At 58.8% G+C, this 24,630-nt stretch carries 25 protein-coding genes; 18 read left to right on the forward strand and 7 right to left on the reverse strand.

The features are described 5' to 3' along the window. Positions 1–50: 50 nt before the first annotated feature. Genes AC2FND_RS07610 through AC2FND_RS07620 form a run of 3 tightly spaced genes read left to right on the forward strand, consistent with a single transcriptional unit; the run spans position 51 to position 3,584 of the window. Positions 51–1,217 carry a M20 aminoacylase family protein gene (locus AC2FND_RS07610; protein ID WP_480516356.1) on the forward strand — a complete coding sequence of 389 codons (1,167 nt, stop codon included), beginning with the start codon at positions 51–53 and terminating at the stop codon, positions 1,215–1,217. A 15-nt stretch (positions 1,218–1,232) separates the two neighbouring features. Continuing rightward, a complete protein-coding gene (locus AC2FND_RS07615) occupies positions 1,233–2,396 on the forward strand; it encodes a M20 aminoacylase family protein (RefSeq protein ID WP_496768919.1) in 1,164 nt (387 codons plus the stop codon). Positions 2,397–2,420: 24 nt separating this feature from the next. Next, positions 2,421–3,584: a M20 aminoacylase family protein gene (locus tag AC2FND_RS07620; RefSeq protein ID WP_267362899.1), complete on the forward strand. Its 1,164-nt coding sequence runs from the start codon at positions 2,421–2,423 to the stop codon at positions 3,582–3,584. Positions 3,585–3,626: 42 nt separating this feature from the next. On the opposite strand, the gene AC2FND_RS07625 is transcribed toward AC2FND_RS07620, so the two are convergent. Both AC2FND_RS07625 and moaA read right to left on the reverse strand, forming a co-directional pair. Then, on the reverse strand, positions 3,627–4,949 hold the full coding sequence (locus tag AC2FND_RS07625; protein ID WP_496768921.1) for a 3-deoxy-D-manno-octulosonic acid transferase: 1,323 nt from the start codon (positions 4,947–4,949) through the stop codon (positions 3,627–3,629). Positions 4,950–4,952: 3 nt separating this feature from the next. Beyond that, the gene (gene moaA, locus AC2FND_RS07630; protein ID WP_496768923.1) at positions 4,953–5,960 is read right to left on the reverse strand and encodes a GTP 3',8-cyclase MoaA; all 1,008 of its coding nucleotides are present in this window, start codon (positions 5,958–5,960) and stop codon (positions 4,953–4,955) included. 90 nt (positions 5,961–6,050) lie between these two features. On the opposite strand from moaA, the gene AC2FND_RS07635 reads away from it, so the two are divergent. Then, positions 6,051–6,482, forward strand: coding sequence for a hypothetical protein (locus AC2FND_RS07635; RefSeq protein WP_496768925.1), 432 nt, complete (start codon positions 6,051–6,053; stop codon positions 6,480–6,482). On the opposite strand, the gene AC2FND_RS07640 is transcribed toward AC2FND_RS07635, so the two are convergent. Genes AC2FND_RS07640 through glmU form a run of 4 tightly spaced genes read right to left on the reverse strand, consistent with a single transcriptional unit; the run spans position 6,470 to position 10,887 of the window. Then, positions 6,470–7,156: a DNA alkylation repair protein gene (locus AC2FND_RS07640; RefSeq protein ID WP_496768927.1), complete on the reverse strand. Its 687-nt coding sequence runs from the start codon at positions 7,154–7,156 to the stop codon at positions 6,470–6,472. The genes AC2FND_RS07635 and AC2FND_RS07640 overlap by 13 nt on opposite strands. Beyond that, a complete protein-coding gene (locus tag AC2FND_RS07645) occupies positions 7,150–7,704 on the reverse strand; it encodes a pyridoxamine 5'-phosphate oxidase family protein (RefSeq protein ID WP_496768929.1) in 555 nt (184 codons plus the stop codon). The genes AC2FND_RS07640 and AC2FND_RS07645 overlap by 7 nt, the downstream gene beginning before the upstream one ends. Positions 7,705–7,707: 3 nt before the next feature. Continuing rightward, positions 7,708–9,531 (reverse strand): glutamine--fructose-6-phosphate transaminase (isomerizing), encoded by a 1,824-nt coding sequence (gene glmS / locus AC2FND_RS07650; protein ID WP_496768930.1) that lies wholly within the window; start codon positions 9,529–9,531, stop codon positions 7,708–7,710. Positions 9,532–9,534: 3 nt separating this feature from the next. Next, positions 9,535–10,887 (reverse strand): bifunctional UDP-N-acetylglucosamine diphosphorylase/glucosamine-1-phosphate N-acetyltransferase GlmU, encoded by a 1,353-nt coding sequence (gene glmU, locus AC2FND_RS07655; RefSeq protein ID WP_496768932.1) that lies wholly within the window; start codon positions 10,885–10,887, stop codon positions 9,535–9,537. Between the two features lie 134 nt (positions 10,888–11,021). Here glmU and AC2FND_RS07660 point away from each other — a divergent pair, with 134 nt between their 5' ends. The 3 genes from AC2FND_RS07660 to AC2FND_RS07670 all read left to right on the forward strand — a co-directional run bounded on the left by AC2FND_RS07660 (position 11,022) and on the right by AC2FND_RS07670 (position 14,251). Continuing rightward, complete coding sequence (locus AC2FND_RS07660) at positions 11,022–11,693, forward strand: HAD-IA family hydrolase (protein ID WP_480506297.1); 672 nt, start codon at positions 11,022–11,024, stop codon at positions 11,691–11,693. A gap of 39 nt (positions 11,694–11,732) precedes the next feature. Next, the gene (locus AC2FND_RS07665; protein WP_496768933.1) at positions 11,733–12,923 is read left to right on the forward strand and encodes a DegT/DnrJ/EryC1/StrS family aminotransferase; all 1,191 of its coding nucleotides are present in this window, start codon (positions 11,733–11,735) and stop codon (positions 12,921–12,923) included. 164 nt (positions 12,924–13,087) lie between these two features. Further along, positions 13,088–14,251, forward strand: a complete 1,164-nt coding sequence (locus AC2FND_RS07670) for an isovaleryl-CoA dehydrogenase (protein ID WP_480506299.1) — start codon at positions 13,088–13,090, stop codon at positions 14,249–14,251. A 50-nt stretch (positions 14,252–14,301) separates the two neighbouring features. Here the strand turns inward: AC2FND_RS07670 and AC2FND_RS07675 are convergent, their stop codons facing one another. Continuing rightward, positions 14,302–14,907, reverse strand: a complete 606-nt coding sequence (locus AC2FND_RS07675; RefSeq protein ID WP_209504463.1) for an OmpW/AlkL family protein — start codon at positions 14,905–14,907, stop codon at positions 14,302–14,304. Positions 14,908–15,043: 136 nt separating this feature from the next. Here AC2FND_RS07675 and AC2FND_RS07680 point away from each other — a divergent pair, with 136 nt between their 5' ends. From AC2FND_RS07680 to AC2FND_RS07730, 11 genes are all read left to right on the forward strand, one after another. Then, complete coding sequence (locus AC2FND_RS07680; protein ID WP_496768934.1) at positions 15,044–16,570, forward strand: AMP-binding protein; 1,527 nt, start codon at positions 15,044–15,046, stop codon at positions 16,568–16,570. Beyond that, complete coding sequence (locus AC2FND_RS07685) at positions 16,567–17,076, forward strand: hypothetical protein (protein ID WP_480583166.1); 510 nt, start codon at positions 16,567–16,569, stop codon at positions 17,074–17,076. Before AC2FND_RS07680 ends, AC2FND_RS07685 begins: the two co-directional genes overlap by 4 nt. Further along, the gene (locus AC2FND_RS07690; protein ID WP_496768936.1) at positions 17,073–18,680 is read left to right on the forward strand and encodes a carboxyl transferase domain-containing protein; all 1,608 of its coding nucleotides are present in this window, start codon (positions 17,073–17,075) and stop codon (positions 18,678–18,680) included. The genes AC2FND_RS07685 and AC2FND_RS07690 overlap by 4 nt, the downstream gene beginning before the upstream one ends. A 1-nt stretch (position 18,681) precedes the next feature. Next, positions 18,682–19,107, forward strand: a complete 426-nt coding sequence (locus AC2FND_RS07695) for an ASCH domain-containing protein (RefSeq protein ID WP_496768937.1) — start codon at positions 18,682–18,684, stop codon at positions 19,105–19,107. Positions 19,108–19,110: 3 nt separating this feature from the next. After that, the gene (locus AC2FND_RS07700) at positions 19,111–21,042 is read left to right on the forward strand and encodes an acetyl/propionyl/methylcrotonyl-CoA carboxylase subunit alpha (RefSeq protein ID WP_496768939.1); all 1,932 of its coding nucleotides are present in this window, start codon (positions 19,111–19,113) and stop codon (positions 21,040–21,042) included. A 78-nt stretch (positions 21,043–21,120) separates the two neighbouring features. After that, on the forward strand, positions 21,121–21,972 hold the full coding sequence (locus AC2FND_RS07705) for a hydroxymethylglutaryl-CoA lyase (protein ID WP_496768940.1): 852 nt from the start codon (positions 21,121–21,123) through the stop codon (positions 21,970–21,972). Position 21,973: 1 nt separating this feature from the next. Next, on the forward strand, positions 21,974–22,756 hold the full coding sequence (locus AC2FND_RS07710; RefSeq protein WP_496768942.1) for a crotonase/enoyl-CoA hydratase family protein: 783 nt from the start codon (positions 21,974–21,976) through the stop codon (positions 22,754–22,756). Between the two features lie 193 nt (positions 22,757–22,949). Beyond that, entirely contained in the window at positions 22,950–23,315 is a 366-nt protein-coding gene (locus AC2FND_RS07715) for an NADH-quinone oxidoreductase subunit A (protein WP_209504455.1), read from the forward strand. Next, on the forward strand, positions 23,306–23,839 hold the full coding sequence (locus AC2FND_RS07720) for a NuoB/complex I 20 kDa subunit family protein (RefSeq protein ID WP_209504454.1): 534 nt from the start codon (positions 23,306–23,308) through the stop codon (positions 23,837–23,839). The genes AC2FND_RS07715 and AC2FND_RS07720 overlap by 10 nt, the downstream gene beginning before the upstream one ends. Positions 23,840–23,851: 12 nt before the next feature. Then, entirely contained in the window at positions 23,852–24,457 is a 606-nt protein-coding gene (locus tag AC2FND_RS07725; protein WP_496768944.1) for an NADH-quinone oxidoreductase subunit C, read from the forward strand. Then, positions 24,457–24,630, forward strand: a complete 174-nt coding sequence (locus AC2FND_RS07730) for a hypothetical protein (RefSeq protein WP_010442775.1) — start codon at positions 24,457–24,459, stop codon at positions 24,628–24,630. The genes AC2FND_RS07725 and AC2FND_RS07730 overlap by 1 nt, the downstream gene beginning before the upstream one ends.

The following is a 24,630-nucleotide window of genomic DNA, read 5'->3' on the forward strand; positions in this document are numbered from 1 at the left end:
CGCCTAGCCCGGTGTAATACGGTGCCAGCGGTTGAAAGGGAGGTCTTGAGATGCCCGTAAAAAACAGACTTGCGGAAATGCATGGCGAGATCACCGAATGGCGCCGCCACCTGCACGCCCATCCGGAGCTGATGTATGACGTCCATGAAACTGCGGCATTTGTTGCCGCACGTCTGAAAGAGTTTGGAGTGGACGAGATCACTCCGGGCATTGGCAAAACAGGTGTTGTCGGGGTGATCAAAGGGCGCACGGATACGCAGGGGCGCGTCATCGGCCTGAGGGCGGACATGGATGCACTTCCGATTGAAGAGGCGACAGGGCTGGACTATGCCTCGACCGTGTCGGGCAAGATGCACGCCTGCGGACATGACGGGCACACTTCGATGCTGCTTGGGGCCGCGCAGTACCTTTCCGAGACGCGCAATTTCGATGGCACTGTGGTTCTGATCTTCCAGCCCGCCGAAGAAGGCGGGGCCGGCGGTCTGGCCATGTGTCAGGACGGGCTGATGGACCGCTGGGGCATTCACGAGGTCTATGGCATGCACAATATGCCCGGTCTTCCGGTGGGAGAGTTCGCAATTCGCCCCGGCGCGTTGCTGGCCTCGTCCGATGAGTTTGAAATCACCGTCACTGGCAAGGGCGGACACGCCGCTGCACCGCATGAGGCGGTGGATACAACACTGGTGGCCTCGCACATCGTTGTTGCCTTGCAATCGGTGGTGTCCCGGACCGTTGACCCGATCAAGCGAGTTGTCCTCACCGTTGGGACGTTTGTGACGGACAGCGTAGCGTCGAACGTGATCGCTCATACGGTTCGTTTGCAGGGAACCGTGCGGACACTTGACCCCGAGTATCGCACAATCGCCGAAGAACGCGTGCGCCGGATCGCCGAGGATACAGCCTCGGCCTTTGGCGCGAAGGCGGAGGTTATCTGGACACCGGGATACCCGGTGACAGTGAATTCCGAGGCCGAAACAGGCTATGCCGCCGAGGCGGCAGCTGCGGTTGCGGGCAAGGTCAACGACAGCACGGACCCGATCATGCCGTCCGAAGATTTTGCCTATATGCTTGAAGAACGCCCCGGCGCGTACATCTTTATCGGGAACGGGGATACGGCCATGTGCCACCACCCGCAATACAACTTTGACGACGACGCGATCCCCGCCGGTTGCAGCTGGTTTGCCGAACTTGTGGAACGACGATTGCCTGTCGCATGAAACAGAGAGAATGACATGCCGATCAAGAACCGTCTCGCAGAGATGCATGATGAGATCACCGGTTGGCGGCGTGACATTCACCAACACCCGGAAATTCTGTACGACACTCACCGCACCAGTACGCTGGTTGCGGAAAAGCTGAACGAGTTTGGTTGCGACGAGGTCGTGACTGGCATCGGTCGCACCGGAGTCGTTGGTGTCATTCGCGGCAAAAGCGACACACGGGGCCGTGTGATTGGCCTGCGCGCCGATATGGACGCCCTGCCGATGCAGGAACAGACCGGGTTGGACTATGCCTCAGAAATACCGAATGCGATGCATGCATGCGGTCATGACGGGCATACTGCGATGGTTTTGGGGGCCGCCAAGTATCTGGCAGAAACCCGCAACTTTGATGGCACGGCAATTGTGATCTTTCAGCCTGCCGAAGAGGGTGGGAATGGCGCCGAGGCCATGTGCAAGGACGGTCTGATGGATCGGTTCGGCATTCAGGAAGTCTATGCGATGCACAATGTGCCGGGTGTTCCTACTGGGCAGTTTGCCATTCGTTCGGGCCCGTTGCTGGCAGCGGCGGACGAGTTTGACATCCATCTTGAAGGGCGCGGCGGCCACGCGGCAAAACCTCATCAGACGATTGATACAACGGTTATGCTGTCGCAACTGATCGTGGCGTTGCAGACGATTGTGTCGCGCAACGCGGACCCGATTTTGCAGGCCGTGCTGTCTGTGACCTCGGTTGAGACGTCCTCGAAAGCGTTCAACGTGATCCCGCAATCAGCGCGGATACGCGGCACCGTTCGGACCCATTCCAACGAGTTGCGCGACCTGATCGAACAACGGCTGAAGGAAGTCTCGGAAGGGACCGCTGCAACATTTGGCGGGTCTGTGAACGTCACTTATTCGCGGGGTGTTCCAGTGACGATCAATGCCGAAGCCCAGACGGGATATGCAGCAGAGGCTGCGGTGTCGGTTGGGGGCAGTTGCATTGAAGCGCCGATGGTGATGGGGGGCGAGGATTTCTCGTTCATGCTGGAAGAGAGGCCCGGGGCATTCATCGTCTTGGGCAACGGTGACAGTGCCGGACTGCACCACCCCGAATACAATTTCAATGACGAGATCATCCCCATTGGGTGCTCGTGGTTTGCGGAAATGGTCGAGCGCCGGATGCCGGCGGCGTGACCTGAATCAGGAGAGAGAAAAAACATGCCAGTCAAGAACCGCTTTGCCGAATTGCAGAATGAAATCACGGAATGGCGAAGGGATCTGCACGAAAATCCAGAGATCCTGTTTGAGACCCACCGCACCAGCGCGAAGGTGGCCGAGAAGCTGAAAGAGTTCGGATGCGATGAGGTTGTAACCGGTATCGGACGTACCGGCGTTGTGGGGGTGATCAAAGGCAAGTCGGACAGCAAGGGAAAGGTGATCGGCCTGCGCGCAGATATGGATGCTTTGCCGATACATGAGGCAACGGGGTTGGACTATGCCTCGAAAACACCGGGCGCGATGCATGCCTGTGGCCATGACGGGCACACCGCGATGCTGCTGGGGGCGGCAAAGTACCTGTCGGAAACCCGCAACTTTGACGGCACTGTTGTTGTGATCTTCCAACCTGCTGAGGAAGGTGGTGGCGGGGGCCGCGAAATGTGCGAAGACGGCATGATGGACCGTTGGAACATTCAGGAAGTCTACGGCATGCATAACTGGCCGGGACAGCCTGTCGGCAAGTTCGCAATCCGACCGGGGTCGTTCTTTGCGGCAACCGATCAGTTCGACATCACCTTTGAGGGTCGCGGCGGGCATGCGGCCAAGCCGCATGAGACCGTGGATACCACAGTTCTGGCAGCGCAGGCTGTCCTAACGCTGCAAACGATTTCTTCGCGCAATGCCGACCCGATCGATCAGGTCGTGGTGTCCGTGACGTCGTTCGAGACGTCATCAAAGGCATTCAATGTGATCCCTCAGACCGTGCAGATCAAAGGCACCGTGCGCACCATGAGCAAGGGCATGCGGGATCTGGCTGAAAAGCGGATCAACGAGATTTGCAACGGTGTTGCGGCCACGTTTGGCGGCACCGCTGACGTGACCTACATTCGTGGATATCCGGTGATGGTGAACAGCGACGAGCAAACAGAGTTTGCGGCGGACGTGGCCCGGTCGGTGTCCGGTGATTGCGACGAGGCACCTTTGGTCATGGGGGGCGAAGATTTTGCCTTCATGCTGGAGGAACGCCCAGGCGCTTATATTCTTGTGGGCAACGGTGACACCGCAATGGTTCATCACCCGGAATACAATTTCAACGACGAAGCCATTCCGGCCGGATGCAGCTGGTGGGCGGAGATTGTCGAACAGCGGATGCCAGCCGCCTGATGGAGAGGGTGGGGGCTCTGCCCCCACACCCCCGGGATATTTCTAGCCAGATGAAGCGGGATCCTCTGCTTGCAGATCAAGCACCGTGCAGAGGGTTTCGACGACGGCATCCAAGGCGGTCGACTGCGTATTGACGCAGGATTGTGCAGCCCTTCGGGCCGCTTGAAGGGCATTCCGGTCCGACAACCAATGTGAAACGGCCTCAGAGAGGTCAGCGGATGTCTGGACCTCGACAGCGCCCTTGGCGTCGATCAGCGGGGCAAAGGTTTCTGCAAAGTTGAAATACCCCGGGCCGGTGATCACGGCGGCCCCGGCCTGTGCCGGTTCAAATGGGTTGTGTCCGCCAATTTCTTTCAGTGACCCCCCAAGGAAAACGATCGGGCAAAGCGCGTACCAGGTTCCGGTTTCGCCCAGTGTGTCGGCAACATACACCTGCGTCGTATCTGTGATCGGTGCGTTTTTTGACCGGAAGGACGCCTTGAGCCCCGCGTTGTTCAGAAGTTCTGCAACCTCACCGCGTCGTTCGGGGTGGCGTGGGATCAGTAGCAGCAGAAGGTCGGGCCAATGCTGCAACAATGCTTTGTGGGCTGCCAGAACGCTGTCTTCTTCTCCGGCATGGGTGGAACTGGCGATCCAGACCGGTTTGGCGGCTAATTGCGCGCGAATGTCATCCAGCGTGTTCTGGTCCACAGGCAGAGGATCGGACATGGCCTTGAGGTTGGTGCCGGGCTGCACGCGTTGGGCAGGGGCACCCATGGCAATCAGGTCGGCAGCTGTTTTGTCGTTTTGCGTCAGGAACAGGCGAAACTTATTCAGAATAAACCTTGCCGTTTTAGGGCGCTTCTTCCATCCGGCGACAGATTTGTCCGACAATCGAGCATTCAGCAGAGCCAGTGGAATGTCGCGCCCTGCGCTTTCGACAATCAACCGCGGCCAGATCTCGCTTTCGACGAAGATCCCGGCATCGGGTTGCCAATGGTCCAGAAAGCGTTGGACCGAGTTGGCTGTGTCAAGCGGCGGGTACTGGTGCCGGGTGCGGGGCGGCAAGCGCTTTTCGATCAGGGCCGCTGAGGTTGGCGTGCCTGAGGTGATCAGAAACTCGGATTTGGGAAGGCAGGTGCCCAGCCGATTGATCAGAGTGAGGACCGACAGGCTTTCGCCGACGCTGGCGGCGTGGAACCAGATCAACTGCCCTGCGGGGCGGGGCTGACTGGCATGGCCAAGACGTTCGTGCTGGCGGTTGGCTGCTACGCCCGCAGCCTCAAGTTTCTTTCGGACGGTTCTCCAGACCAGAGGTGCGGCCAGAGAGATCAGAGCGCAGTACAGGTAGTACAGCGCTGTGGGTCGGTCTTGGGGATCCGGCATGTATCAGCCGCCTGTATGGCTCATATGGCGGCTCATCCGGCCATCGACGGACTGGCGGGAATAGTCGAAGTCGTGACCTTTTGGTTTCAGGTTGATCGCCGCGCGGATGGCATCTTCAAGCGGCTGTTCTGTATCGGGGTGATCCCGCAATGCGCCGCGCAGATCAGCCATGTCCTCCTGCCCAAGACACATATAAAGCTCGCCAGTACAGGTCAGGCGCACGCGGTTGCAGCTTTCGCAGAAATTGTGGGACAGGGGCGTGATGAAGCCGATCTTCTGACCGGTTTCTTCCAGCCTGATATAGCGGGCCGGGCCGCCAGTGCGTTCGGCCAGATCCGTGATTGTGTAATGGTTTTCGTACTCTTTGCGCACGTCCTTGAGCGACCAGTACTGGTCCAGGCGATCCTCGTTGCCGATATCGCCCATCGGCATGACCTCGATCCAGGTCAGGTCCATGTCGCGCTCGGCGCACCATTCAGTGATCTTGGGCAGTTCGGGTTCGTTGAAACCCTTGAGCGCAACAGCGTTGATCTTGATCCGCAGCCCTGCCTTCTGCGCCGCGTCGATGCCGTTCAGTACCTGTTTGAGGCGGCCCCAGCGTGTGACCTTGGCAAATTTGTCGTCATCCAGAGTATCCAGGGATACATTCACACGGCGCACACCGGCGGCATATAGATCTTCGGAGAAGCGATGCAATTGCGAACCGTTTGTCGTCAGCGTCAGCTCTTTCAACGCACCGCTGTCCAAGTGGCGAGTCATGGCGTTGAAGAAAGTCATGATATTGCGACGAACCAAAGGCTCACCGCCGGTAATGCGCAGTTTCTCGACGCCCATTCTTACAAAGGCCGAGCACATGCGATCCAGCTCTTCCAGCGTAAGAAGGTCTTTCTTGGGCAGAAAGGTCATGTTTTCGGACATGCAGTAGACGCAACGAAAATCACAGCGGTCCGTGACGGAGACGCGGAGATACGTGATAGCGCGGGCAAACGGGTCGATGAGCGGAGCAGACATGCGACATAGGTAAAGCTGTAACCTGCCTGCGACAAGTGCGAACTGCGCTTTGCACTGGATCACACCCGCATGGGGTTGTAGTTTCCGGGCATGAAAAAGGCATTTGTTTTTCTATGCGTTGTTTTGACCGGGTGCGACACTGTCCGGGCAACGACGGAACGTGTGTTCGGGTCGGGGGACGAGGCGGCTGTGGCCGTACCGGATGTCGAAACTGCGCCAGTTGTCGCTGAGGAAGTTCTACAGCCCGAGCCTGTTGCGGCACGCCCCAGTTGGGTCGGGGCCAAAACAACCATTGCCGGGCTTGGTGATCCGACCACACCAGGACGCTGGATGCAGACGCCGCTGGTCGATAGCGAGGTAACGGCGCGGGTTGTTGTTCCCAGAACCGGCGCGCAGGCCTATATCACCCTGGTTCCTGCCGCAGGCCCGGAAAGTAGCGGCAGCCGCTTGTCGCTGGATGCCATGCGGGCCCTACTGGTGCCATTAGACGAACTGGTCGAAGTCGCGGTCTATGCCGACTGACTTTTCAGGTATTTGGCTGCTTCGCGGCGGGCAAACGGTTTCATGTCATCACCGTGTTTGTCCAAAAACGCGATCGCGCGATCGGGGTCGTGTTTGGACAGTTCCCGCAGCCACCAGGCAATTGATTTCTGAATGAACCAGTCGCGGTCAGGGACATATCCGGCGGCCCAGCCGAGGATACGGTCGCGGCGTTGCAGGTCTTCGGGCTTGGGATGGTTCTGTTTGGTCCAGGGCAGGGTTGCGACAAGGGCCGCGCGCCGGGTCCACATGTGATCGGACTGTGTCCACTGTTCGATGGCATTCAGCCTCTCGGGGTTGGCCATCAGTCGTTTTTGCATCGCCATGCAGGCATGATCGGCGACGGCCCAGGCGTCAAAGTCCGGTAGCCAGCTTTGAAGCAGGTCCCAAACCTGATCGTCGGGCCGGATGCGGGCCTGGGTCAGAAGCTTGGCCGCGGCAAGGCGCCCTTCGTGGATATCGGTTTGCCACAGCGCCTTGGCAAGCGTGACGCGTTTGTTCACATCCAGCTCTTGCCGCCATGTTTTAGTCAGATCGTTGAGAACCGGATTGGCGACACCCAGATAGCCGCGATCCGCCTTGTGATAACTGGCCATCTGACCCGCACGTTCGGGGTCGGCATGGGCTTTGATCTGATCAAGAAAAGGGGTCAGCATTGGGGGCAGACCGGAAAGCCTGTCGGTTCGCCATCAATCGTGTGGCTGTTCTTTTCGGCCCAATAAGACCGGATGTCGCCGTCCGTCTTGCCATCGACCCATTTCTGCATCGTGTCGCGGTCGGACTGGAATTCCATGAACGGCACTGCATACCCGCAAGAGGTCTGAACCATTTCGATCGACTGGTCGTAGATCTGTCGCGCACTGCGGTGGTTGGGAAAATGATTGGCCAGTTCATCCCAGCCCTCATCTCCGACGTGCAGAGTGCGGGCCGTTCCATATGTGCGCAGGATCAGTGGGCGCGTGGTGAAGGCGCACCACATCAGTGTCATCCTGTTGACCTGCAAAAGATGCCCCGCAGTTTCGTTGCCGCTGCCGGTCAGGTTCATCCAGACGATGCGGTTTGGTCCGACCACCCGCAGCGAGTCCATACCTTTGGGTGAGATATTGACCTTTCCCTCGGACCCGGCGGTGCCGACGAAGAACATATGCTGATCTTCGATGAACTTTTGATGCGCGTCATCAAGCCGGGGAAACTGCTTGGCCATAATTCACTCCACCGTTACCGACTTTGCCAAATTGCGCGGCTGATCCACATCCGTGCCCTTGGCCACCGCCGTGTGGTAGGCCAGCAACTGTGCGGGAACCGAATAGAGGATCGGCGCAAGACTGGTGTGAATATGTGGCATCCGGATTGTGCTCCAGACGCCGTCTCCGGCCTCGTCAATTCCATCATCATCAGACACTAGGATCACTTTGCCTTTGCGCGCCATCACTTCCTGCATGTTTGACACGGTCTTGTCGAACACTGTGTCACGGGGTGCCATGACGACAACAGGCATATGCTTGTCGATCAGGGCGATGGGTCCGTGTTTCAACTCGCCCGATGCATACCCTTCGGCGTGTATATAGCTGATTTCCTTGAGCTTCAGCGCCCCTTCCATTGCGAGAGGATACATCAGGCCACGGCCCAGGAACAGAACGTCGCGCGCCTCGGACAGGCGTTGGGCTGCTTTGCGGATCGCCCGGTTCTGATCTAGTGCCGTGTTCAGCACGGTCGGCAATCCGCGCAGCGCAGCGGTGTGATCGGCAATCTCCTCATCGGTCAGAGTGCCGCGGTCGGCCGCTGCCTTGAGCGCCAGCATCAGTAGAACACTTAGTTGACAGGTGAAGGCCTTGGTCGAAGCCACACCGATTTCAACGCCAGCATGGATCGGCAGGGCAATATCGCTTTCCCGAGCAATCGAACTTTCGGGGACATTGACGACAGAAACGATCTTGTCCGCCTTGCTCTCGCAATAGCGCAGCGCGGCCAGGGTGTCGGCGGTTTCGCCTGACTGACTGACAAACAGCGCCAGTGTGCGACCCGTGATCGGAGGTTCGCGATAGCGGAACTCGCTGGCGATATCGACTTCCACCGGCATCTTTGCCAGTTGCTCGAACCAGTATTTCGCAGTCAGGCAGGCGTAAAACGCTGTACCGCAGGCGACCATGGTCAGACGGTCCAACTTGCTGAAATCCAGCTCGGCGTCGGGTAACACTACGCGATCACCGCCCGTGGGCAGGTAGGATCGGATGGCCTCGGCCACAACGATAGGCTGTTCAGCGATTTCCTTGGCCATGAAATGCTTATGCTCGCCCTTGTCGGCGCGCGCATGATCCAGCTTGATCTTGCGCTTTTCCCGGTTGGCCAGTTCACCGGCCTCGTTGCGGATTTCCAATGATGTTCGGGTCAGAACTGCGCGGTCGCCTTCCTCGAGATAGGTGATCTGGTTGGTCAGTGGCGCAAGGGCAATGGCGTCCGAACCCACATACATCTCACCATCCCCGTGGCCGATGGCCAGGGGTGATCCTTTGCGGGCGGCTATAATCAGGTCGTCCTCACCATCGAACAGGAAGGCAAGGGCGAAGGCACCTTCCAATTTGTCGATGGTCTTGAAGGCGGCCTCGACCGGGGACAAGCCTGTGTTGAGGTGATGTTCCGTCATCAGCGCGACGGTTTCCGTGTCGGTTTCGGTTTTGAAGGCGACACCGTGTTTGGCCAGTTCGGACCTCAGTTCGCGGTAGTTTTCGACAATTCCGTTGTGAACCACAGCCACGGGGCCAGCTTTGTGGGGGTGCGCGTTGTTGACGGAAGGCGCACCATGCGTGGCCCAGCGGGTGTGACCAATGCCGGATTTCCCCGGTAGCGGATCATGCACCAACAGATCGCTGAGGTTGACCAGTTTGCCGACCGCACGCCGACGACCCAGGACACCGTCATTAACGGTTGCAATCCCGGCACTGTCATAGCCGCGATATTCCAGCCGTTTCAGGGCTTCTACCAGAATAGGGGCCGCTTCATGCTTTCCCAAGACACCTACAATTCCACACATATCTCAGGCCTCGTTATCGCGGCGAGCCTTCTTCGCCTTCAACATATCAAACAGTTTTCGCGCGTAGCCGGGTTTGTTTTCTTGCTTGGCGCGCGCCACGGCCAACGCCTCGGGCAGTACGTCTTTGGTCACCACGGTGCCTGTCGCTGTCATTGCGCCATCGCCCACCGTGACCGGGGCCACGAGCATGGTGTTGGAGCCGATAAAGACATTCGCACCAATGGTGGTTTTGTGCTTCATCACGCCATCATAGTTGCAGGTGATTGTTCCCGCGCCGATATTCGTCGCAGCACCCACTGATGCGTCCCCGATATAACTGAGGTGGTTGACCTTCGCGCCTTCGGCGATTTCGGCATTCTTGATTTCAACGAAATTGCCTACCCGCGTGTTTTCGGCCAGTTCCGCGCCGGGGCGCAGCCGCGCGTAGGGGCCGACGATGGCACCGCGACTGACATGGCACCCTTCCAGATGGGAGAAGGCCCGGATGCTCGCGCCGCTTTCGACCGTCACTCCGGGGCCGAAGACCACGTTGGGTTCGACTACTGTGTCACGCCCAATCACAGTGTCTGCGGACAGGTATACCGTTTCCGGTGCCATCAATGTGACTCCCATATCCAGCAGTTCTGCTCGCGCGCGTGCCTGAAACACCGCGTCGGCGGCGGCCAGATCTGCGCGAGAGTTCACGCCCAGCGTCTGGGCCTCGTCACAGGCGACGGCGGTTACGTTCAGACCGCGGTTGCGGGCGATCTCGACTACGTCTGTCAGATAGTATTCGCCCGAGGCATTGTTGTTTTCAACGGCGTCAATCAGCGAAAAAAGCAACCGGGCATCACAAGCTAAAAGGCCCGAGTTGCAAAATGTTATGGCGCGCTCTTCATCTGATGCGTCTTTGAATTCGACAATGCGTTCTAACGTGTCGCCATTCATGACCAACCGGCCGTAACGGGCCGGATCAGCCGCTTCGAACCCAAGGATGACCAGGTCGTTCCCAGTTCGTGCCTCGACCATCCGCTCCAGCGTGTCGGGTTGTAAAAACGGGGTGTCGCCGTAAAGAACCACAACATCACCGTCGAACCCGTCCAGTGCCGTCCGGGCCTGACCGACCGCGTGGGCTGTACCCAACTGTTCTTCCTGAACGGCTATCCGCGCATCTTCGTCTTCGTCCTGAGCAACCTTTGCCACTGCCTCGGACCCGTGGCCGGCGACGATCACCGTACGTTCGGGCGACAGAACAGACCCGGCGCGCATCGCGTGAACAAGCATCGGAGCCTGAGCGATGGGGTGCAGGACTTTGGGAAGATCCGAATTCATCCTGGTGCCTTTTCCGGCGGCAAGGATGACAAGGGCAATGGTCATGAAATCGTTTTCTCTTTGTGTTTTGTTGCTGACCGTTTTATCCGCTAGGGGCAAAGGCGCAAGCTGTTCGGCCATCAAACAAGATTGCCGATTGAAACAGGACACGGCGAAAACCTGCCGAAACAGGAGGCTACATGCGGACCGTCATCTTCGATCTGGACGGCACATTGGCGGATACATCGGGCGATTTGCTGGCTGCGGCGAACCATTGTTTTCGCGAAATGGGGCATGGTGATGTGCTGGTCCATGGGCAGGATGCAGGCATCGCTTTGCGCGGCGGGCGTATGATGTTAACCCAAGGGCTGAAACGCGTTGGAGCTTACGACGAGGACACCGTTCAGACCTATTATCCTGTTCTGCTTGAGGCTTACGCGCAGGATATCGACACCCACACAAGCTTCTATCCGGGAGCGTTACAAGCCGTCGAGATGCTGAGTAACGCGGGCTACGGTGTCGGCATTTGCACCAACAAGCCGGAACATCTGGCCGAATTGTTACTAACGCGCATGGGAGTGCGGGATCGTTTTGCCTCGTTGGTCGGTGCGGATACGCTGCCGGTGCGCAAACCGGACCCGGCCCCTCTGCGCGAGGCTGCGCGCCGTGCCGGTGGCGACCCGGCCTGTTGCGTGCTGATCGGCGACTCGGATACTGACCGCAATACCGCCCGGGCGGCAGGGGTCCCATCGGTTTTGGTGACTTTCGGACCGTCAGGGGAGGACATGGCAGCGCTGGAGCCCGAAGCGCTGCTGCATCATTTTGATGACTTGCCCGATCTTGTGCCTGATCTGATTGGTGCGGCAGCCTGAAACCTTGACCGGACCCTGTCGGAGAGCCAGAAAAAGACCATGACGGAAACATTCACTGGTAATTTCACGCAGCAGGAACCCCTTCCAGACGATGCAATCGAGGCAGCGCTGGCTGTTCTGCGTCACGGGCGGCTGCATCGTTATAACGTGGTCCCCGGTGAGTTGGGGGAAACGGCCCTGTTGGAGCAGGAGTTTGCGGCACAGATGGGGGCCAAGTATTGCTTGGCGGTTTCCTCTGGCGGTTATGCGCTTGCCACCGCGTTGCGGGCCGTCGGTGTGCAGCCGGGCGACCCGGTTCTGACCAACGCGTTCACTCTGGCCCCGGTGCCGGGATCAATTGCCTCGGTCGGGGCGCGGGCGATCTTTGTCGGCGTCACCGAAAACCTGACCATCGATCTGGAGGATCTTGAGGGTAAACTGGATCAGGCCCGTGTCCTGATGCTTAGCCATATGCGCGGGCATCTGTGTGATATGGATCGTCTGATGCAGATGTGTGACGCGGCGGGCGTTATCGTGATCGAGGATTGCGCACACACGATGGGCGCGGCTTGGCGCGGTCAGTTATCGGGACGGCAGGGGGCAATCGGGTGTTATTCCTGCCAGACCTATAAGCACGTAAACTCGGGCGAGGGTGGTTTGCTGGTTACAGATGACGCGGAACTGGCGGCCAAGGCTACAATGCTGTCGGGGTCATACATGCTGTATGAACGCCATCTGGCAGCGCCAGGACCTGAAGTGTTCGAGCGGATAAAGTACACCACACCCAATGTGTCCGGTCGCATGGACAATTTGCGCGCCGCCATCCTGCGCCCTCAGTTGCGGGAACTGGACCGGCAGGTGGAACGGTGGAACGAGCGCTATCGCGAGATCGAAACCGGGCTGCGCGGCACTCCGGGCCTGACGATAGTCGAGCGACCCGAAGAGGAATCCTATGTCGGGTCTTCGATCCAGTTCCTGCTTTTGGATTGGTCGCCTGAGCGGATAGCCGACGTAATCAGCCGCTGCGCCGCGCGTGGGGTCGAGATCAAGTGGTTTGGCGGGGCTGAACCAACAGGGTTCACGTCGCGCTATGACAGCTGGAGATATTTCGAAAGCGAACGGATGCCGGAAAGTGACCGTGTTCTGGCAGGCATCATGGATATGCGTGTGCCGCTGACCTTTTCGCTGGAGGATTGCCGAGTGATCGCGCGCATCATCCGGGCCGAAGTGGGCGCAGTTTATCAATCCTAGCCAAACAGAGTGCGCTTTCTGCGCACGTTCGACCCTTGAGAGCGCCGCCCCGTCCGGGCGGCGTTTTGCGTTTCGGTCCGGGCTTTCACAAAGATTGACCGGAGACAGATTCGCTGCTAGAGATTTATTGAACACTTGTTCATTAATGCGGAGGGAGGACACAGATGTTCATGGCCACGATGAAGTTTGATCTGGGTGAGGATGTGAACGCCCTGCGCGAGATGGTGCATCGGTGGGCGCAGGAGCGTGTCAAGCCGATGGCGGCTGACATTGATACCAAGAACAGCTTTCCGAATGAACTGTGGAATGAAATGGGAGAGCTTGGTCTTTTGGGTGTCACCGTGCCAGAAGAATACGGTGGTGCGGGCATGTCCTATTTGGCGCATACAATTGCTGTCGAAGAGGTCGCGCGCGCTTCGGCTTCGGTTTCGCTGTCTTATGGGGCGCATTCCAACCTGTGTGTGAACCAGATCAAACTGAACGGTACGGAAGAGCAGAAACAGAAATACCTGCCGCGCCTGGTCTCGGGCGAACATGTAGGAGCGCTGGCAATGTCGGAACCTTCCGCAGGTTCGGACGTGGTGTCGATGAAGCTGCGGGCGGAAAAACGCAACGACCATTACCGCCTGAACGGCAACAAGTACTGGATCACAAACGGGCCGGACGCGGATACACTGGTGGTTTATGCCAAGACGGACCCCGATGCCGGATCAAAAGGCATTACCGCATTTCTGATTGAAAAAGAGATGAAGGGTTTTTCGACCTCACCCCATTTCGACAAGCTGGGGATGCGCGGGTCGAACACGGCTGAACTGATCTTTGAAGATGTCGAAGTGCCGTTCGAGAATGTATTGGGAGAAGAGGGCAAGGGTGTCGCCGTGCTCATGTCAGGTCTGGATTATGAGCGGGTTGTGCTGGCAGGCATCGGGACCGGCATCATGGCCGCCTGTTTGGACGAAGTGATGCCTTATCTGGCTGAGCGCAAGCAGTTCGGCAAACCGATTGGCAGCTTCCAGTTGATGCAGGGCAAGATTGCCGACATGTATACCGCGATGAACTCGGCGCGGGCCTATGTCTACGAGGTGGCCAAGGCTTGCGATCGTGGAGACGTAACCCGGCAGGATGCGGCGGCGTGCTGTCTTTATGCATCCGAACAGGCGATGGTTCAGGCGCATCAGGCGGTTCAGGCGCTGGGCGGGGCGGGCTTCCTGTCGGATGCGCCGGTCAGCCGGATTTTCCGGGATGCCAAGCTGATGGAGATCGGCGCAGGCACCAGCGAGATTCGCCGGATGCTGATCGGCCGGGAAATGATGAACGAAATGCGCTGAATGAAGACGCCCCGCAGACGAGGTTACAGCGGGGCGTTTCGATCAAAGGATCAGAAGCGATGAACGTAGGAAATACCGACCAGCCAAGGGTCGATGTTCGCAGTGCCAATATCGGCTCCGTTCAGCGTGACGTCCGAGTCGATGTCGAACCAGCGTACATTCAGACGGACCGCACCTTTGTCGGTGATCATGTAGTCGAGACCGGCTTGCAGCGAAACGCCGAAGGAATCATCGACCTTGAGGTTGCCAAGGGCAGATTGCTCGTCAAAGAAGATGGTATAGTTCAGACCGGCACCAACATAGGGCTTCCAGGCGCTATTGGTTGGGAAGTGATAGTTCAGCGACAAGGTGGGCGGCAGATGCTTGACGCTGCCAGCGTCCACGCTTCCGCCCAAGGTGACGTTATGTTTGAACGGGGTCGCGGCCAGCAGCTCGATCCCCAGATTGTCCTGGATGAAATACTCGGCGGTGAAGATCGGGCGCGTATCCGAGTCGATATCGGCGCTCAGGCCGGCCAGTGTTCCGTTGTTGGATTTCGGGTCCAGGTACCCCACACCGATGCCGAGCGTCCAATCCCCCTGAGATTGGGCAAACGCAGGAGCAGCCAGAGCCACCAACGCGGTGGAAAGGGTCAATGCGGCGAGTTTCTTGGTCATTGTCTTGCCTTTGGTTCTGTTGATGGCCTTGGTGTTGCAGCGATTGGAACTGCCCACTCTGATCTGCATCAAATTAACGTGAAGGAATTGTGTGGGGCTGAATCGGGAAGTGCTGGAAATATAGGGAAAATTCGCCGTGCTAACCGCTGAGCGCATACCGGGTTTGCGCCGGGATGGAGGCTGGGATCTGCCGGACAGGCTGAACATGGCGCAGCAGTGCCTGCGGCATGCGGGGGACCGGGTCGCGCTGATCGATTTGACCGGACCGGACCCGCAGCACATCAGCTTTGCGCAGCTGTCGCAAATGACGGACGGAATAGCCCGCGTATTATTGCGCCATGTGCAGCCCGGTGATCGCGTCGGAGTGTTGTTGAGCCAGTCGCCATGGTGCGCGGCGGCCCATCTGGCGATCTGGAAGGTCGGCGCGGTGTCGGTCCCTTTGTTCAAACTGTTCAAGCAGGACGCGCTGCGGTCGCGGGTCAGTGACGCAGGTGCCGGGATTGTACTGACCGACGCCGAAGGGGCTGATCTGTTGGGTGATCTGGCCACGCCCTTGATTGCATCGGAAATTGGCGAAGACGGTCCCGCTGTACCATTTGCCGCGACCGGCCCTGACGATCCGGCTGTGTTGATCTATACCTCGGGCACAACCGGCAGCCCAAAGGGCGCGCTGCATGGGCACCGGGTTCTGACCGGTCACTTGCCAGGTGTTTCGATCAGCCATAATCACTTGCGCGAAGGCGATTGTCTTTGGACCCCGGCGGATTGGGCGTGGATCGGCGGGTTGTTCGACGTGCTGATGCCGGGTCTTGCGCTGGGCATTCCTGTTGTCGCGGCACGGCTTGAGAAATTCACCCCCGAGGCCTGCGCTGACATCATCGCGCGTGGCAGGGTGCGGAACGTCTTTTTCCCACCAACGGCGCTGCGAATGCTCAAGGCAGCGGATCAGGTGATCCCCGGTCTGCGCTCGGTCGCATCCGGGGGTGAGCCGCTGGGGGCCGAAATGCTGGCATGGGGTCAGAAGGCGTTCGGCCTGACGATCAACGAGTTTTACGGCCAGACCGAATGCAACATGGTCGTATCATCCTGCGCCGAAGATTTCCCTGTGCGCCCGGGCTGTATCGGCCAACCGGTGCCAGGGCATGAGGTTGCGGTGATTGATGAGGACGGCAACCCGACCGGCGAAGAGGGCGACGTGGCCATCCGGCGCGGCTCGGCCTCGATGCTGCTGGAATACTGGAACCGTCCTGAGGCGACGGCTGAGAAGTTCCGGGATGACTGGCTGATCACCGGCGACCGCGGCGTTTGGGAGGGAAACTATCTGCGATTTGTCGGTCGTGATGATGACGTGATTACCTCCGCCGGGTATCGCATTGGCCCAGCTGAGATCGAGGATTGCCTGCTGACCCACCCGGCGGTGGCGACGGTAGGCGTGGTCGGAAAACCTGACCCGCTGAGGACCGAGATCGTGAAGGCCTATGTGGTTCTGAAACCGGGGGCTAAGGCGGCGGAGCAGGAGTTGCAGGATTGGGTCAAAGAACGTCTGGCGCATTATTCGTATCCGCGCGAGGTGGCGTTTCTGGAGGAACTGCCGATGACGGTGACGGGGAAGGTAATCCGGAAGGAATTGAAAGCGCGGGCGGCGGGGGAGATTGGTTCGTGAGAGAGACTCGCGTCATAAGCAGGTTACTATGGTCGGCCTCGGTCGCTCTGATCTTTCCGTCAGCAGCACTGAGTACTGACGATGATCCGAGTCAGTTCCATGAGCCCGTCCTCGGCGTTGAAGATTGGTTAGATGGGTGCGCGCGACTCAGCGAAGAAACGGTGATGACGGTTTCGAAAACCGAACTGGAAACCGACTGTGTCTTGTTAGCGTTGGAATATTGTACACGGGAGCAGTCGAACTCTTATGGCGAGATATGTCACGACATTTTGGTTGAGCATATCCTATTTCGAAGTGAAGAAATTTCGAAATCATTGCCTGTGAACCCGAACCTAACGGAAGTCAGGCGTTTTTCGTATGCCAATGCTTTGCAGCGTGCGTCGGAAGTTACTCAAGCAATTTGCGGTGCCGATTTGTCTGAAAAACAGTGCCAATTAAAGAATGCAACTTTGAGGTGGCTGGATTTGCGGCATGCAGACCGGCTGCTGGAGGGTGAACGAAAATGAAACTCACATCCAAAGCCATGCCCGGCTCCGAGGGCTTCAAGACAAACCGCACCGCTCATCTCGATGCGCTGGCGCAAATCTCTACTGCTGCCGAAGCAGCCCGTATGGGGGGCGGTGAGAAATCCCGAGCGCGGCATGAATCCCGAGGCAAGATGTTGCCGCGCAGGCGGGTGGCAAACCTGCTTGATCCGGGGTCTCCGTTTTTGGAAATCGGCGCGACGGCGGCGCATGGGATGTATGGCGATGCTGCACCCTGCGCCGGGGTCATCGCGGGGATTGGCCGGGTGCAGGGGCGCGAGGTTATGGTGGTGTGCAATGACGCCACCGTGAAGGGCGGCACGTACTATCCGATGACCGTCAAGAAACACCTTCGGGCGCAGGAGATTGCCGACGAAAACCATCTGCCCTGCATCTATCTGGTCGACAGTGGCGGCGCGAACCTGCCCAATCAGGATGAGGTGTTCCCAGACCGCGACCACTTTGGGCGTATCTTCTACAATCAGGCGCGGATGAGCGCGAAGGGTATCCCACAGATCGCCGTTGTCATGGGATCATGCACGGCGGGTGGGGCTTATGTTCCTGCAATGTCCGATGTGACGATCATCGTGAAGGAACAGGGCACGATCTTTCTGGCCGGGCCGCCGCTGGTCAAGGCTGCAACGGGTGAGGTTGTCAGCGCCGAAGATCTGGGTGGCGGCGATGTGCACACGCGCCTGTCGGGGGTGGCAGACTATCTGGCCGAAGATGATGCACATGCGCTGGCATTGGCGCGGCGCGCGGTCGGATCATTGGGGGGTGCCGGGCTGAAGCCCGGCCTACGGTTCGACGCACCCGAGGAGCCTGCTTATGATCCGGAGGAAATTCTGGGAGTCGTTCCCGCCGACCTGCGCACGCCCTATGACATCCGTGAAGTGATTGCGCGGCTTGTCGATGGGTCACGGTTTGATGAGTTCAAACCCCGGTTTGGCGAGACACTGGTCACCGGCTTTGCCCATGTCAAAGGGTGTCCCGTCGGGATCATTGCCAACAATGGGGTGTTGTTCTCTGAGGCTGCGCAAAAGGGCGCGCATTTCGTTGAGCTGTGTTCGCAGCGCAAAACCCCGCTGGTGTTTTTGCAGAACATCACCGGCTTCATGGTTGGTCGCAAATACGAAAACGAAGGCATCGCGCGGCATGGGGCCAAGATGGTGACCGCCGTGGCCACCACCAACGTGCCCAAGATCACGATGCTGGTGGGCGGCTCGTTCGGGGCCGGGAACTATGGCATGGCAGGACGCGCCTATCAGCCGCGGTTCCTGTGGACATGGCCGAATTCGCGGATTTCGGTGATGGGGGGCGAGCAGGCAGCTGGTGTTCTAGCCACCGTCAGGCGCGATGGGATCGAACGACAGGGCGGCACCTGGTCGGCCGAGGAAGAGGCCGAGTTCAAACGTCCGACGTTGGAGATGTTCGAAGAGCAATCGCACCCGCTTTATGCCTCGGCCCGTCTGTGGGATGACGGCATCATCGACCCGCGCAAAAGCCGCGATGTGCTCGCCTTGTCTCTGAGCGCCGCACTGAACGCCCCGATTGAGGAGACACGTTTCGGCGTGTTCAGGATGTAAGATGAACGTTTCATTGAATGACGTCATGGCACGCTATCCGGGTGCCCAGACTTTCAAGTTTGGTGACAATGCCCGGCTGAGTGCTGAGCTGCTGGCATTGGTACGATCAGGGCGGAAAACGGCAACCTGCGGTGCGTTGCGCGACTATCCCGAAGGCAGCCCTGACACTCCTGTGGTCGGGCGGAGAGATATTGCGCTGGAATGGGATGATCGTGCGGCCTTGGTGATCGAAACGGTCGAGGTCTCGACCTGCCGATACTGCGACGTAACCGAGGATTTCGCGTTGGCAGAGGGCGAAAATGAAACGCTTGAGGGATGGAGAGAGGGTCATCGCCAGTATTTCGAACGCAATGGCGGCTTTGATCCCGAGATGGAGCTGCTATGCGAACGATTTCGCCTTGTCGAAGATCTGGCGGTTGAGGGGTAAGCTATGTTCAACAAAATCCTGATTGCCAACCGGGGCGAGATTGCTTGCCGGGTTATGGAAACCGCTCAGAGGATGGGCGTATCTTGCGTTGCTGTTTATTCTGATGCGGACGCGGCGGCCAAGCATGTGCAGATGGCGGATGAGGCCATTCATATCGGCGGCCCCGCCCCGGCGGAAAGCTATCTGAAGGGTGATGTGATTATTCAGGCTGCGCTGGATACGGGCGCGCAGGCGATCCATCCCGGTTATGGCTTCCTGTCAGAGAACCCCGATTTCGTTGACGCGGTCGAAGCTGCTGGTTTGACCTTTATCGGCCCATCAGCGGATGCGATCCGCAAAATGGGCCTCAAGGACGCGGCCAAGGTGTTGATGGAGCACGCGGGCGTGCCCGTGGTGCCGGGCTATCACGGCGACAATCAGGACCCCGAGCATCTGGCGGGGGCGGCTGACACCATCGGCTATCCGGTTCTGATCAAGGCCGTTGCAGGCGGTGGCGGCAAAGGTATGCGTCTGGTCGAACGCCCCGAGGATTTTCGTTCCGCATTGGACAGCGCACGGGGCGAAGCCAGAACCGCTTTTGGCAATGACGCTGTGCTGGTCGAGAAATTCGTGGCCAAACCTCGCCATATCGAAGTGCAGGTGTTTGGCGATGGTAAACATGCCGTGCATCTGTTCGAACGCGACTGCTCGTTGCAACGCCGCCATCAGAAGGTGATCGAAGAGGCTCCGGCGCCGGGTATGACGGCTGAGATGCGTGAGGCGATGGGGCAGGCGGGCGTGCGCGCCGCCGAGGTGATCGGGTATAAGGGCGCAGGCACGGTTGAATTCATTGTCGATGCCTCAGACGGGCTGCGCCCCGACAGGTTCTGGTTCATGGAGATGAACACGCGCCTACAGGTGGAACATCCGGTAACAGAGGCCATCACCGGCGTCGATCTGGTGGAATGGCAGTTGCGCGTTGCAGCTGGAGAGAGCCTTCCCAGGCAACAGGATGATCTGTCGATCTCGGGTCACGCCTTCGAAGCCCGGCTTTATGCCGAGGACGTGCCGAAAGGATTCTTGCCGGCGACAGGTACACTGACCCATCTGGTTTTCCCGGCCAACTGCCGTGCGGATAGTGGCGTTCGCGCAGGCGACACGATCAGCCCGTGGTATGACCCTATGATTGCCAAAGTGGTGGTACACGGTCCGACCCGCGCCGTCGCGCTTGAGACGTTGAACCGAGTGCTGCGGGAGACCGAAGTGGCGGGCACCGTTACGAATCTCGCCTTTCTGGGCGCGCTGACCCGCCATGATGGATTTGCCTCGGGCGATGTGGATACGGGCCTGATCGGGCGCGATCTTAACGGGTTGGTGCAGGAATCTCCGACTTCGGCCGCGACCGCTGTTGCGGCTGCGATGACCGCACTGAATCTGGTGGATGTCACGCCTGACACCGGATTTTCGCTCTGGGCTCCGTTGCATCGGGCGGTGCAGCTGTCCGATCAGGGAGAGATTCTTGATCTTGACGTGCAGGTCGATGGTCCGGATCGCCAGCTTTGGCAGCTGGGCGAACACCGTGTCGTGGCCGAGCGGATCTCGGGGCGGTGGGCGCTGAGCGGCGCACCGATGCCCCGGGTGGCTGCCAGCGGAACAACTGTGACCGTATTTACTGACTACGGTCGCAGTTTCGACGTCATTGACCCGCTGGACCGGGACTCCAGCGCGACGGGTGACACCAACGTGATCGAGGCGCCGATGCCGGGTCTGGTCAAGGCAGTCTTTGCCACCGCGGGGCAGACCGTTCAAGAAGGCGACCGTTTGGCTATTCTCGAAGCGATGAAAATGGAGCATTCGTTACTGGCCGCGCGAGATGGTGTGGTGGCCGAGGTGCTGGTCGAAGATGGCGCGCAGGTCGAGGCTGGGGCAGCTTTGGTGCGTTTGGAAGAAGAGTGATCTGTACCCGCGCGGCTTGACGTGGCACGGTCGCGCGATCCGGATTTGGAATGAGAATAAGCCATAAGGGGTTCTGACATGGGTGATCTGGTCGAAATCTACGAAGTTGGACCGCGCGACGGGCTGCAAAACGAAACCCGTGAGATACCGGTTGCCGACAAAGCGGCGCTGATCGACTGCCTTAGCCGCGCCGGGTTCCGTCGAATCGAAGTTGCAAGCTTTGTCTCTCCCAAATGGGTGCCCCAAATGGCGGGATCGGCGCAGGTTCTGGCCGACATAACCCGGGCGGACGGAGTGCGGTACGCGGCGTTAACGCCGAATATGCGCGGATACGAGGATGCGCTGGCCGCCAAGGCGGATGAGATTGCCATTTTTGCGTCGGCCTCCGAGGGGTTTTCCAAAGCAAACATCAATGCCTCGATCGCCGAGTCAATCGAACGGTTCACGCCGATACTCGAAGCGGCGCGCCATATTGACCTTCCGGTTCGCGGCTATGTCTCTTGCGTGACGGATTGCCCTTATGACGGCCCGACCCCGCCCGAGAAAGTGGCCGAAGTTGCCGACCGGCTGTTTGCGTTAGGCTGTTACGAGGTGTCATTGGGGGACACAATCGGGCAGGGCACACCAGACAAAATCGCTCATATGCTTCTGGCGGTTCGGGAAAGGGTTCCTGTGACGCGGCTTGCCGGGCATTTTCATGACACCAATGGGCGTGCAATCGACAATATCGATGCGGCACTTTCGCTGGGGGTGCGCGTGTTCGACGCGGCCGTGGGTGGGCTTGGCGGTTGCCCGTATGCTCCGGGGGCCGCAGGCAATGTCGCGACTGAAACCGTTGCAGCGCATTTGCACCGGTTGGGCTATCAAACCGGTCTGGATATCGATGTGGTCGAAGAGGCCGCGCAGATGGCCAAGGCGTTGAGGGGCTAACATGTTCGAAACAATCTCGATTTCAGCAGACGAGCGCGGTGTTGCCACGTTAATTCTGGACCGGGCGGAAAAGCACAACGCGCTGTCGGGTCAAATGATCATCGAGCTGACACAGGCCGCGTCGCAACTGGGTCAGGATGGCTCTGTCAGGGTGGTCGTTCTGGCCGCTGCGGGAAAGACGTTTTGCGCCGGTGGTGATCTGGGGTGGATGCAGGACCAGATGGCGGCCGACAAGGCGACGCGATTTGTCGAAGCGCGCAAGCTGGCCGAGATGTTGCAGGCGTTGAACACAATGCCCAAACCCCTGATCGGGGCGCTGCACGGCAACGCCTTTGGCGGAGGTGTTGGAATGGCCGCCGTGTGCGATGTCGCCATCGGTGTAGATAGTCTGAAGATGGGACTGACCGAGACCCGGCTGGGGCTGATTCCGGCGACAATCGGCCCTTATGTTATCGCTCGGATGGGTGAGGCGCGGGCACGGCGTGTGTTCATGTCGGCCCGGTTGTTCGATGCGGCCGAAGCGGTTGATCTGGGATTGCTGGCGAGGGTTGTGTCCCCCGAGCAGCTTGCGGCCGCGATAGAAGATGAAGTCCGGCCCTATCTTTCGTGCGCGCCGGGGGCAGTCGCGTCAGCCAAGGCTCTGGTTCAAACTCTGGGACCACGTATTGACGATGCCACAATCGACCAAACCATTAACGAACTAGTCGAACGCTGGGAAACAGAAGAGGCGCGTGAAGGGATCTCGGCGTTCTTCGAAAAACGTAAACCTGCATGGAATAAGTAAGTTTACCGAGTTTCCGCAAGCCAATGCAAAACGCGCGAAATGCGATTCTATGCCGCGCTGTCAAGCGTATGTTTGATGGTGAACGGGGCTGTGTTCGGTTGACCCTCTGACCCGGCAGGGATAGAGAATGTCCAGTCAACACGCCAATTGACGGCGCACCCGACAAGATGCGTGCGCAAGAAAGGAGCTATTCGTGGAAGACCTGCTGCGGGAGTACCTCCCGATTCTGGTGTTTCTGGCCGTTGCCGTAGGCCTTGGAATCGTCCTGATTCTTGCCGCCGTTGTACTGGCTGTCCGCAATCCCGACCCCGAAAAGGTCAGCGCATATGAGTGTGGCTTCAACGCCTTCGACGATGCGCGAATGAAATTCGACGTCCGATTCTATCTGGTCTCGATTCTCTTCATTATCTTCGATCTTGAGATCGCATTCCTGTTCCCATGGGCCGTCGGGTTCCGCGATATCAGCGATGTCGGGTTCTGGTCCATGATGGTGTTCCTGGCAGTGCTGACCATTGGCTTTGCCTATGAATGGAAGAAAGGGGCCCTGGAATGGGAGTGATGACGGGTGCAAACACCGCTGGTGTCGACAAGGAAGTCGCGACCCAGGCCCTGAATGCAGAGTTGCAGGACAAAGGTTTCCTGCTGACCTCGAGCGAGGATATCATCAACTGGGCCCGTACCGGTTCGCTGCACTGGATGACCTTTGGTCTGGCCTGCTGCGCGGTTGAAATGATGCACACCTCGATGCCGCGCTATGATGCGGAACGTTTCGGTATCGCCCCGCGCGCCTCTCCGCGCCAATCTGACGTGATGATCGTGGCTGGCACGTTGACCAACAAGATGGCCCCTGCCTTGCGCAAGGTTTACGACCAAATGCCCGAGCCGCGCTATGTGATCTCGATGGGGTCCTGCGCGAATGGCGGTGGTTACTATCACTATTCCTATTCCGTCGTGCGCGGCTGTGACCGGGTTGTTCCGGTGGATATTTATGTGCCCGGCTGCCCTCCGACCGCCGAGGCGCTGCTTTACGGTCTGCTACAGCTACAACGCAAAATCCGCCGCACCGGCACAATTGTACGCTGAGGGGAAGGGTAGATGAGCGAAGCACTCGAAGAACTCGGCGCGCAGCTTGAACTGAAGAGGGCCGATTGTGTTCTGTCCTGGGATGTGACCCATGGCGAACTGAACGTCGATGTGGCCCAGTCGAACCTTGTGGAATTTGTCGAGTTCCTGAAGACTGACCAGAACTGCAAGTTCTCGACTCTGGTGGACATCACCGGTGTCGACTACCCCGAACGCGCCAAGCGGTTCGATGTGGTTTATCACTTCCTGTCGATGTACCAGAACCAGCGCATCCGCCTGCGGGTTTCGATCCGGGAAGAGGATATGGTGCCTTCAATCGTCGACGTGCACCCCTCGGCCAACTGGTTTGAACGCGAAGTGTTCGACATGTTCGGTATCCTATTCTCGGGCCATCCGGACCTGCGGCGCATCCTGACGGACTATGGTTTCCGCGGCTATCCTCTGCGCAAGGATTTCCCGACCACTGGCTACACCGAAGTCCGCTATGACGAGGCGCAAAAGCGTGTGGTCTATGAGCCGGTCTCGCTGGTGCAGGAATACCGTCAATTTGATTTCATGTCCCCATGGGAAGGCGCGAACTATATTTTGCCGGGGGATGAAAAGCAGGAGACCGAATAATGGGTGGCATCTGGTGGCTGATCCTGTCTGCGCTAACCATCATTCCGATGGTGAAGATTTTGCCGTTCTTCGGGATCAACAAATACTGGTGCCTTCTGTGTCTGGTTCCCTTTGGCACGATCGCGTTGTTGTGGTGGGTCGGGCTGAAACTGCAAGAGTTGGAGCGCCGCTGA

Source organism: Ruegeria sp. BHSB056 (assembly GCF_059613305.1).

Excerpts from the sequence above, each read along its gene's own strand:
- AC2FND_RS07610 (WP_480516356.1), top strand. The coding sequence starts at position 51 with ATGCCCGTAAAAAACAGACTTGCGGAAATGCATGGCGAGATCACCGAA.
- AC2FND_RS07615 (WP_496768919.1), top strand. The coding sequence starts at position 1,233 with ATGCCGATCAAGAACCGTCTCGCAGAGATGCATGATGAGATCACCGGT.
- AC2FND_RS07620 (WP_267362899.1), top strand. The coding sequence starts at position 2,421 with ATGCCAGTCAAGAACCGCTTTGCCGAATTGCAGAATGAAATCACGGAA.
- AC2FND_RS07625 (WP_496768921.1), bottom strand. The coding sequence starts at position 4,949 with ATGCCGGATCCCCAAGACCGACCCACAGCGCTGTACTACCTGTACTGC.
- moaA (WP_496768923.1), bottom strand. The coding sequence starts at position 5,960 with ATGTCTGCTCCGCTCATCGACCCGTTTGCCCGCGCTATCACGTATCTC.
- AC2FND_RS07635 (WP_496768925.1), top strand. The coding sequence starts at position 6,051 with ATGAAAAAGGCATTTGTTTTTCTATGCGTTGTTTTGACCGGGTGCGAC.
- AC2FND_RS07640 (WP_496768927.1), bottom strand. The coding sequence starts at position 7,156 with ATGCTGACCCCTTTTCTTGATCAGATCAAAGCCCATGCCGACCCCGAA.
- AC2FND_RS07645 (WP_496768929.1), bottom strand. The coding sequence starts at position 7,704 with ATGGCCAAGCAGTTTCCCCGGCTTGATGACGCGCATCAAAAGTTCATC.
- glmS (WP_496768930.1), bottom strand. The coding sequence starts at position 9,531 with ATGTGTGGAATTGTAGGTGTCTTGGGAAAGCATGAAGCGGCCCCTATT.
- glmU (WP_496768932.1), bottom strand. The coding sequence starts at position 10,887 with ATGACCATTGCCCTTGTCATCCTTGCCGCCGGAAAAGGCACCAGGATG.
- AC2FND_RS07660 (WP_480506297.1), top strand. The coding sequence starts at position 11,022 with ATGCGGACCGTCATCTTCGATCTGGACGGCACATTGGCGGATACATCG.
- AC2FND_RS07665 (WP_496768933.1), top strand. The coding sequence starts at position 11,733 with ATGACGGAAACATTCACTGGTAATTTCACGCAGCAGGAACCCCTTCCA.
- AC2FND_RS07670 (WP_480506299.1), top strand. The coding sequence starts at position 13,088 with ATGTTCATGGCCACGATGAAGTTTGATCTGGGTGAGGATGTGAACGCC.
- AC2FND_RS07675 (WP_209504463.1), bottom strand. The coding sequence starts at position 14,907 with ATGACCAAGAAACTCGCCGCATTGACCCTTTCCACCGCGTTGGTGGCT.
- AC2FND_RS07690 (WP_496768936.1), top strand. The coding sequence starts at position 17,073 with ATGAAACTCACATCCAAAGCCATGCCCGGCTCCGAGGGCTTCAAGACA.
- AC2FND_RS07695 (WP_496768937.1), top strand. The coding sequence starts at position 18,682 with ATGAACGTTTCATTGAATGACGTCATGGCACGCTATCCGGGTGCCCAG.
- AC2FND_RS07700 (WP_496768939.1), top strand. The coding sequence starts at position 19,111 with ATGTTCAACAAAATCCTGATTGCCAACCGGGGCGAGATTGCTTGCCGG.
- AC2FND_RS07705 (WP_496768940.1), top strand. The coding sequence starts at position 21,121 with ATGGGTGATCTGGTCGAAATCTACGAAGTTGGACCGCGCGACGGGCTG.
- AC2FND_RS07710 (WP_496768942.1), top strand. The coding sequence starts at position 21,974 with ATGTTCGAAACAATCTCGATTTCAGCAGACGAGCGCGGTGTTGCCACG.
- AC2FND_RS07720 (WP_209504454.1), top strand. The coding sequence starts at position 23,306 with ATGGGAGTGATGACGGGTGCAAACACCGCTGGTGTCGACAAGGAAGTC.
- AC2FND_RS07725 (WP_496768944.1), top strand. The coding sequence starts at position 23,852 with ATGAGCGAAGCACTCGAAGAACTCGGCGCGCAGCTTGAACTGAAGAGG.
- AC2FND_RS07730 (WP_010442775.1), top strand. The coding sequence starts at position 24,457 with ATGGGTGGCATCTGGTGGCTGATCCTGTCTGCGCTAACCATCATTCCG.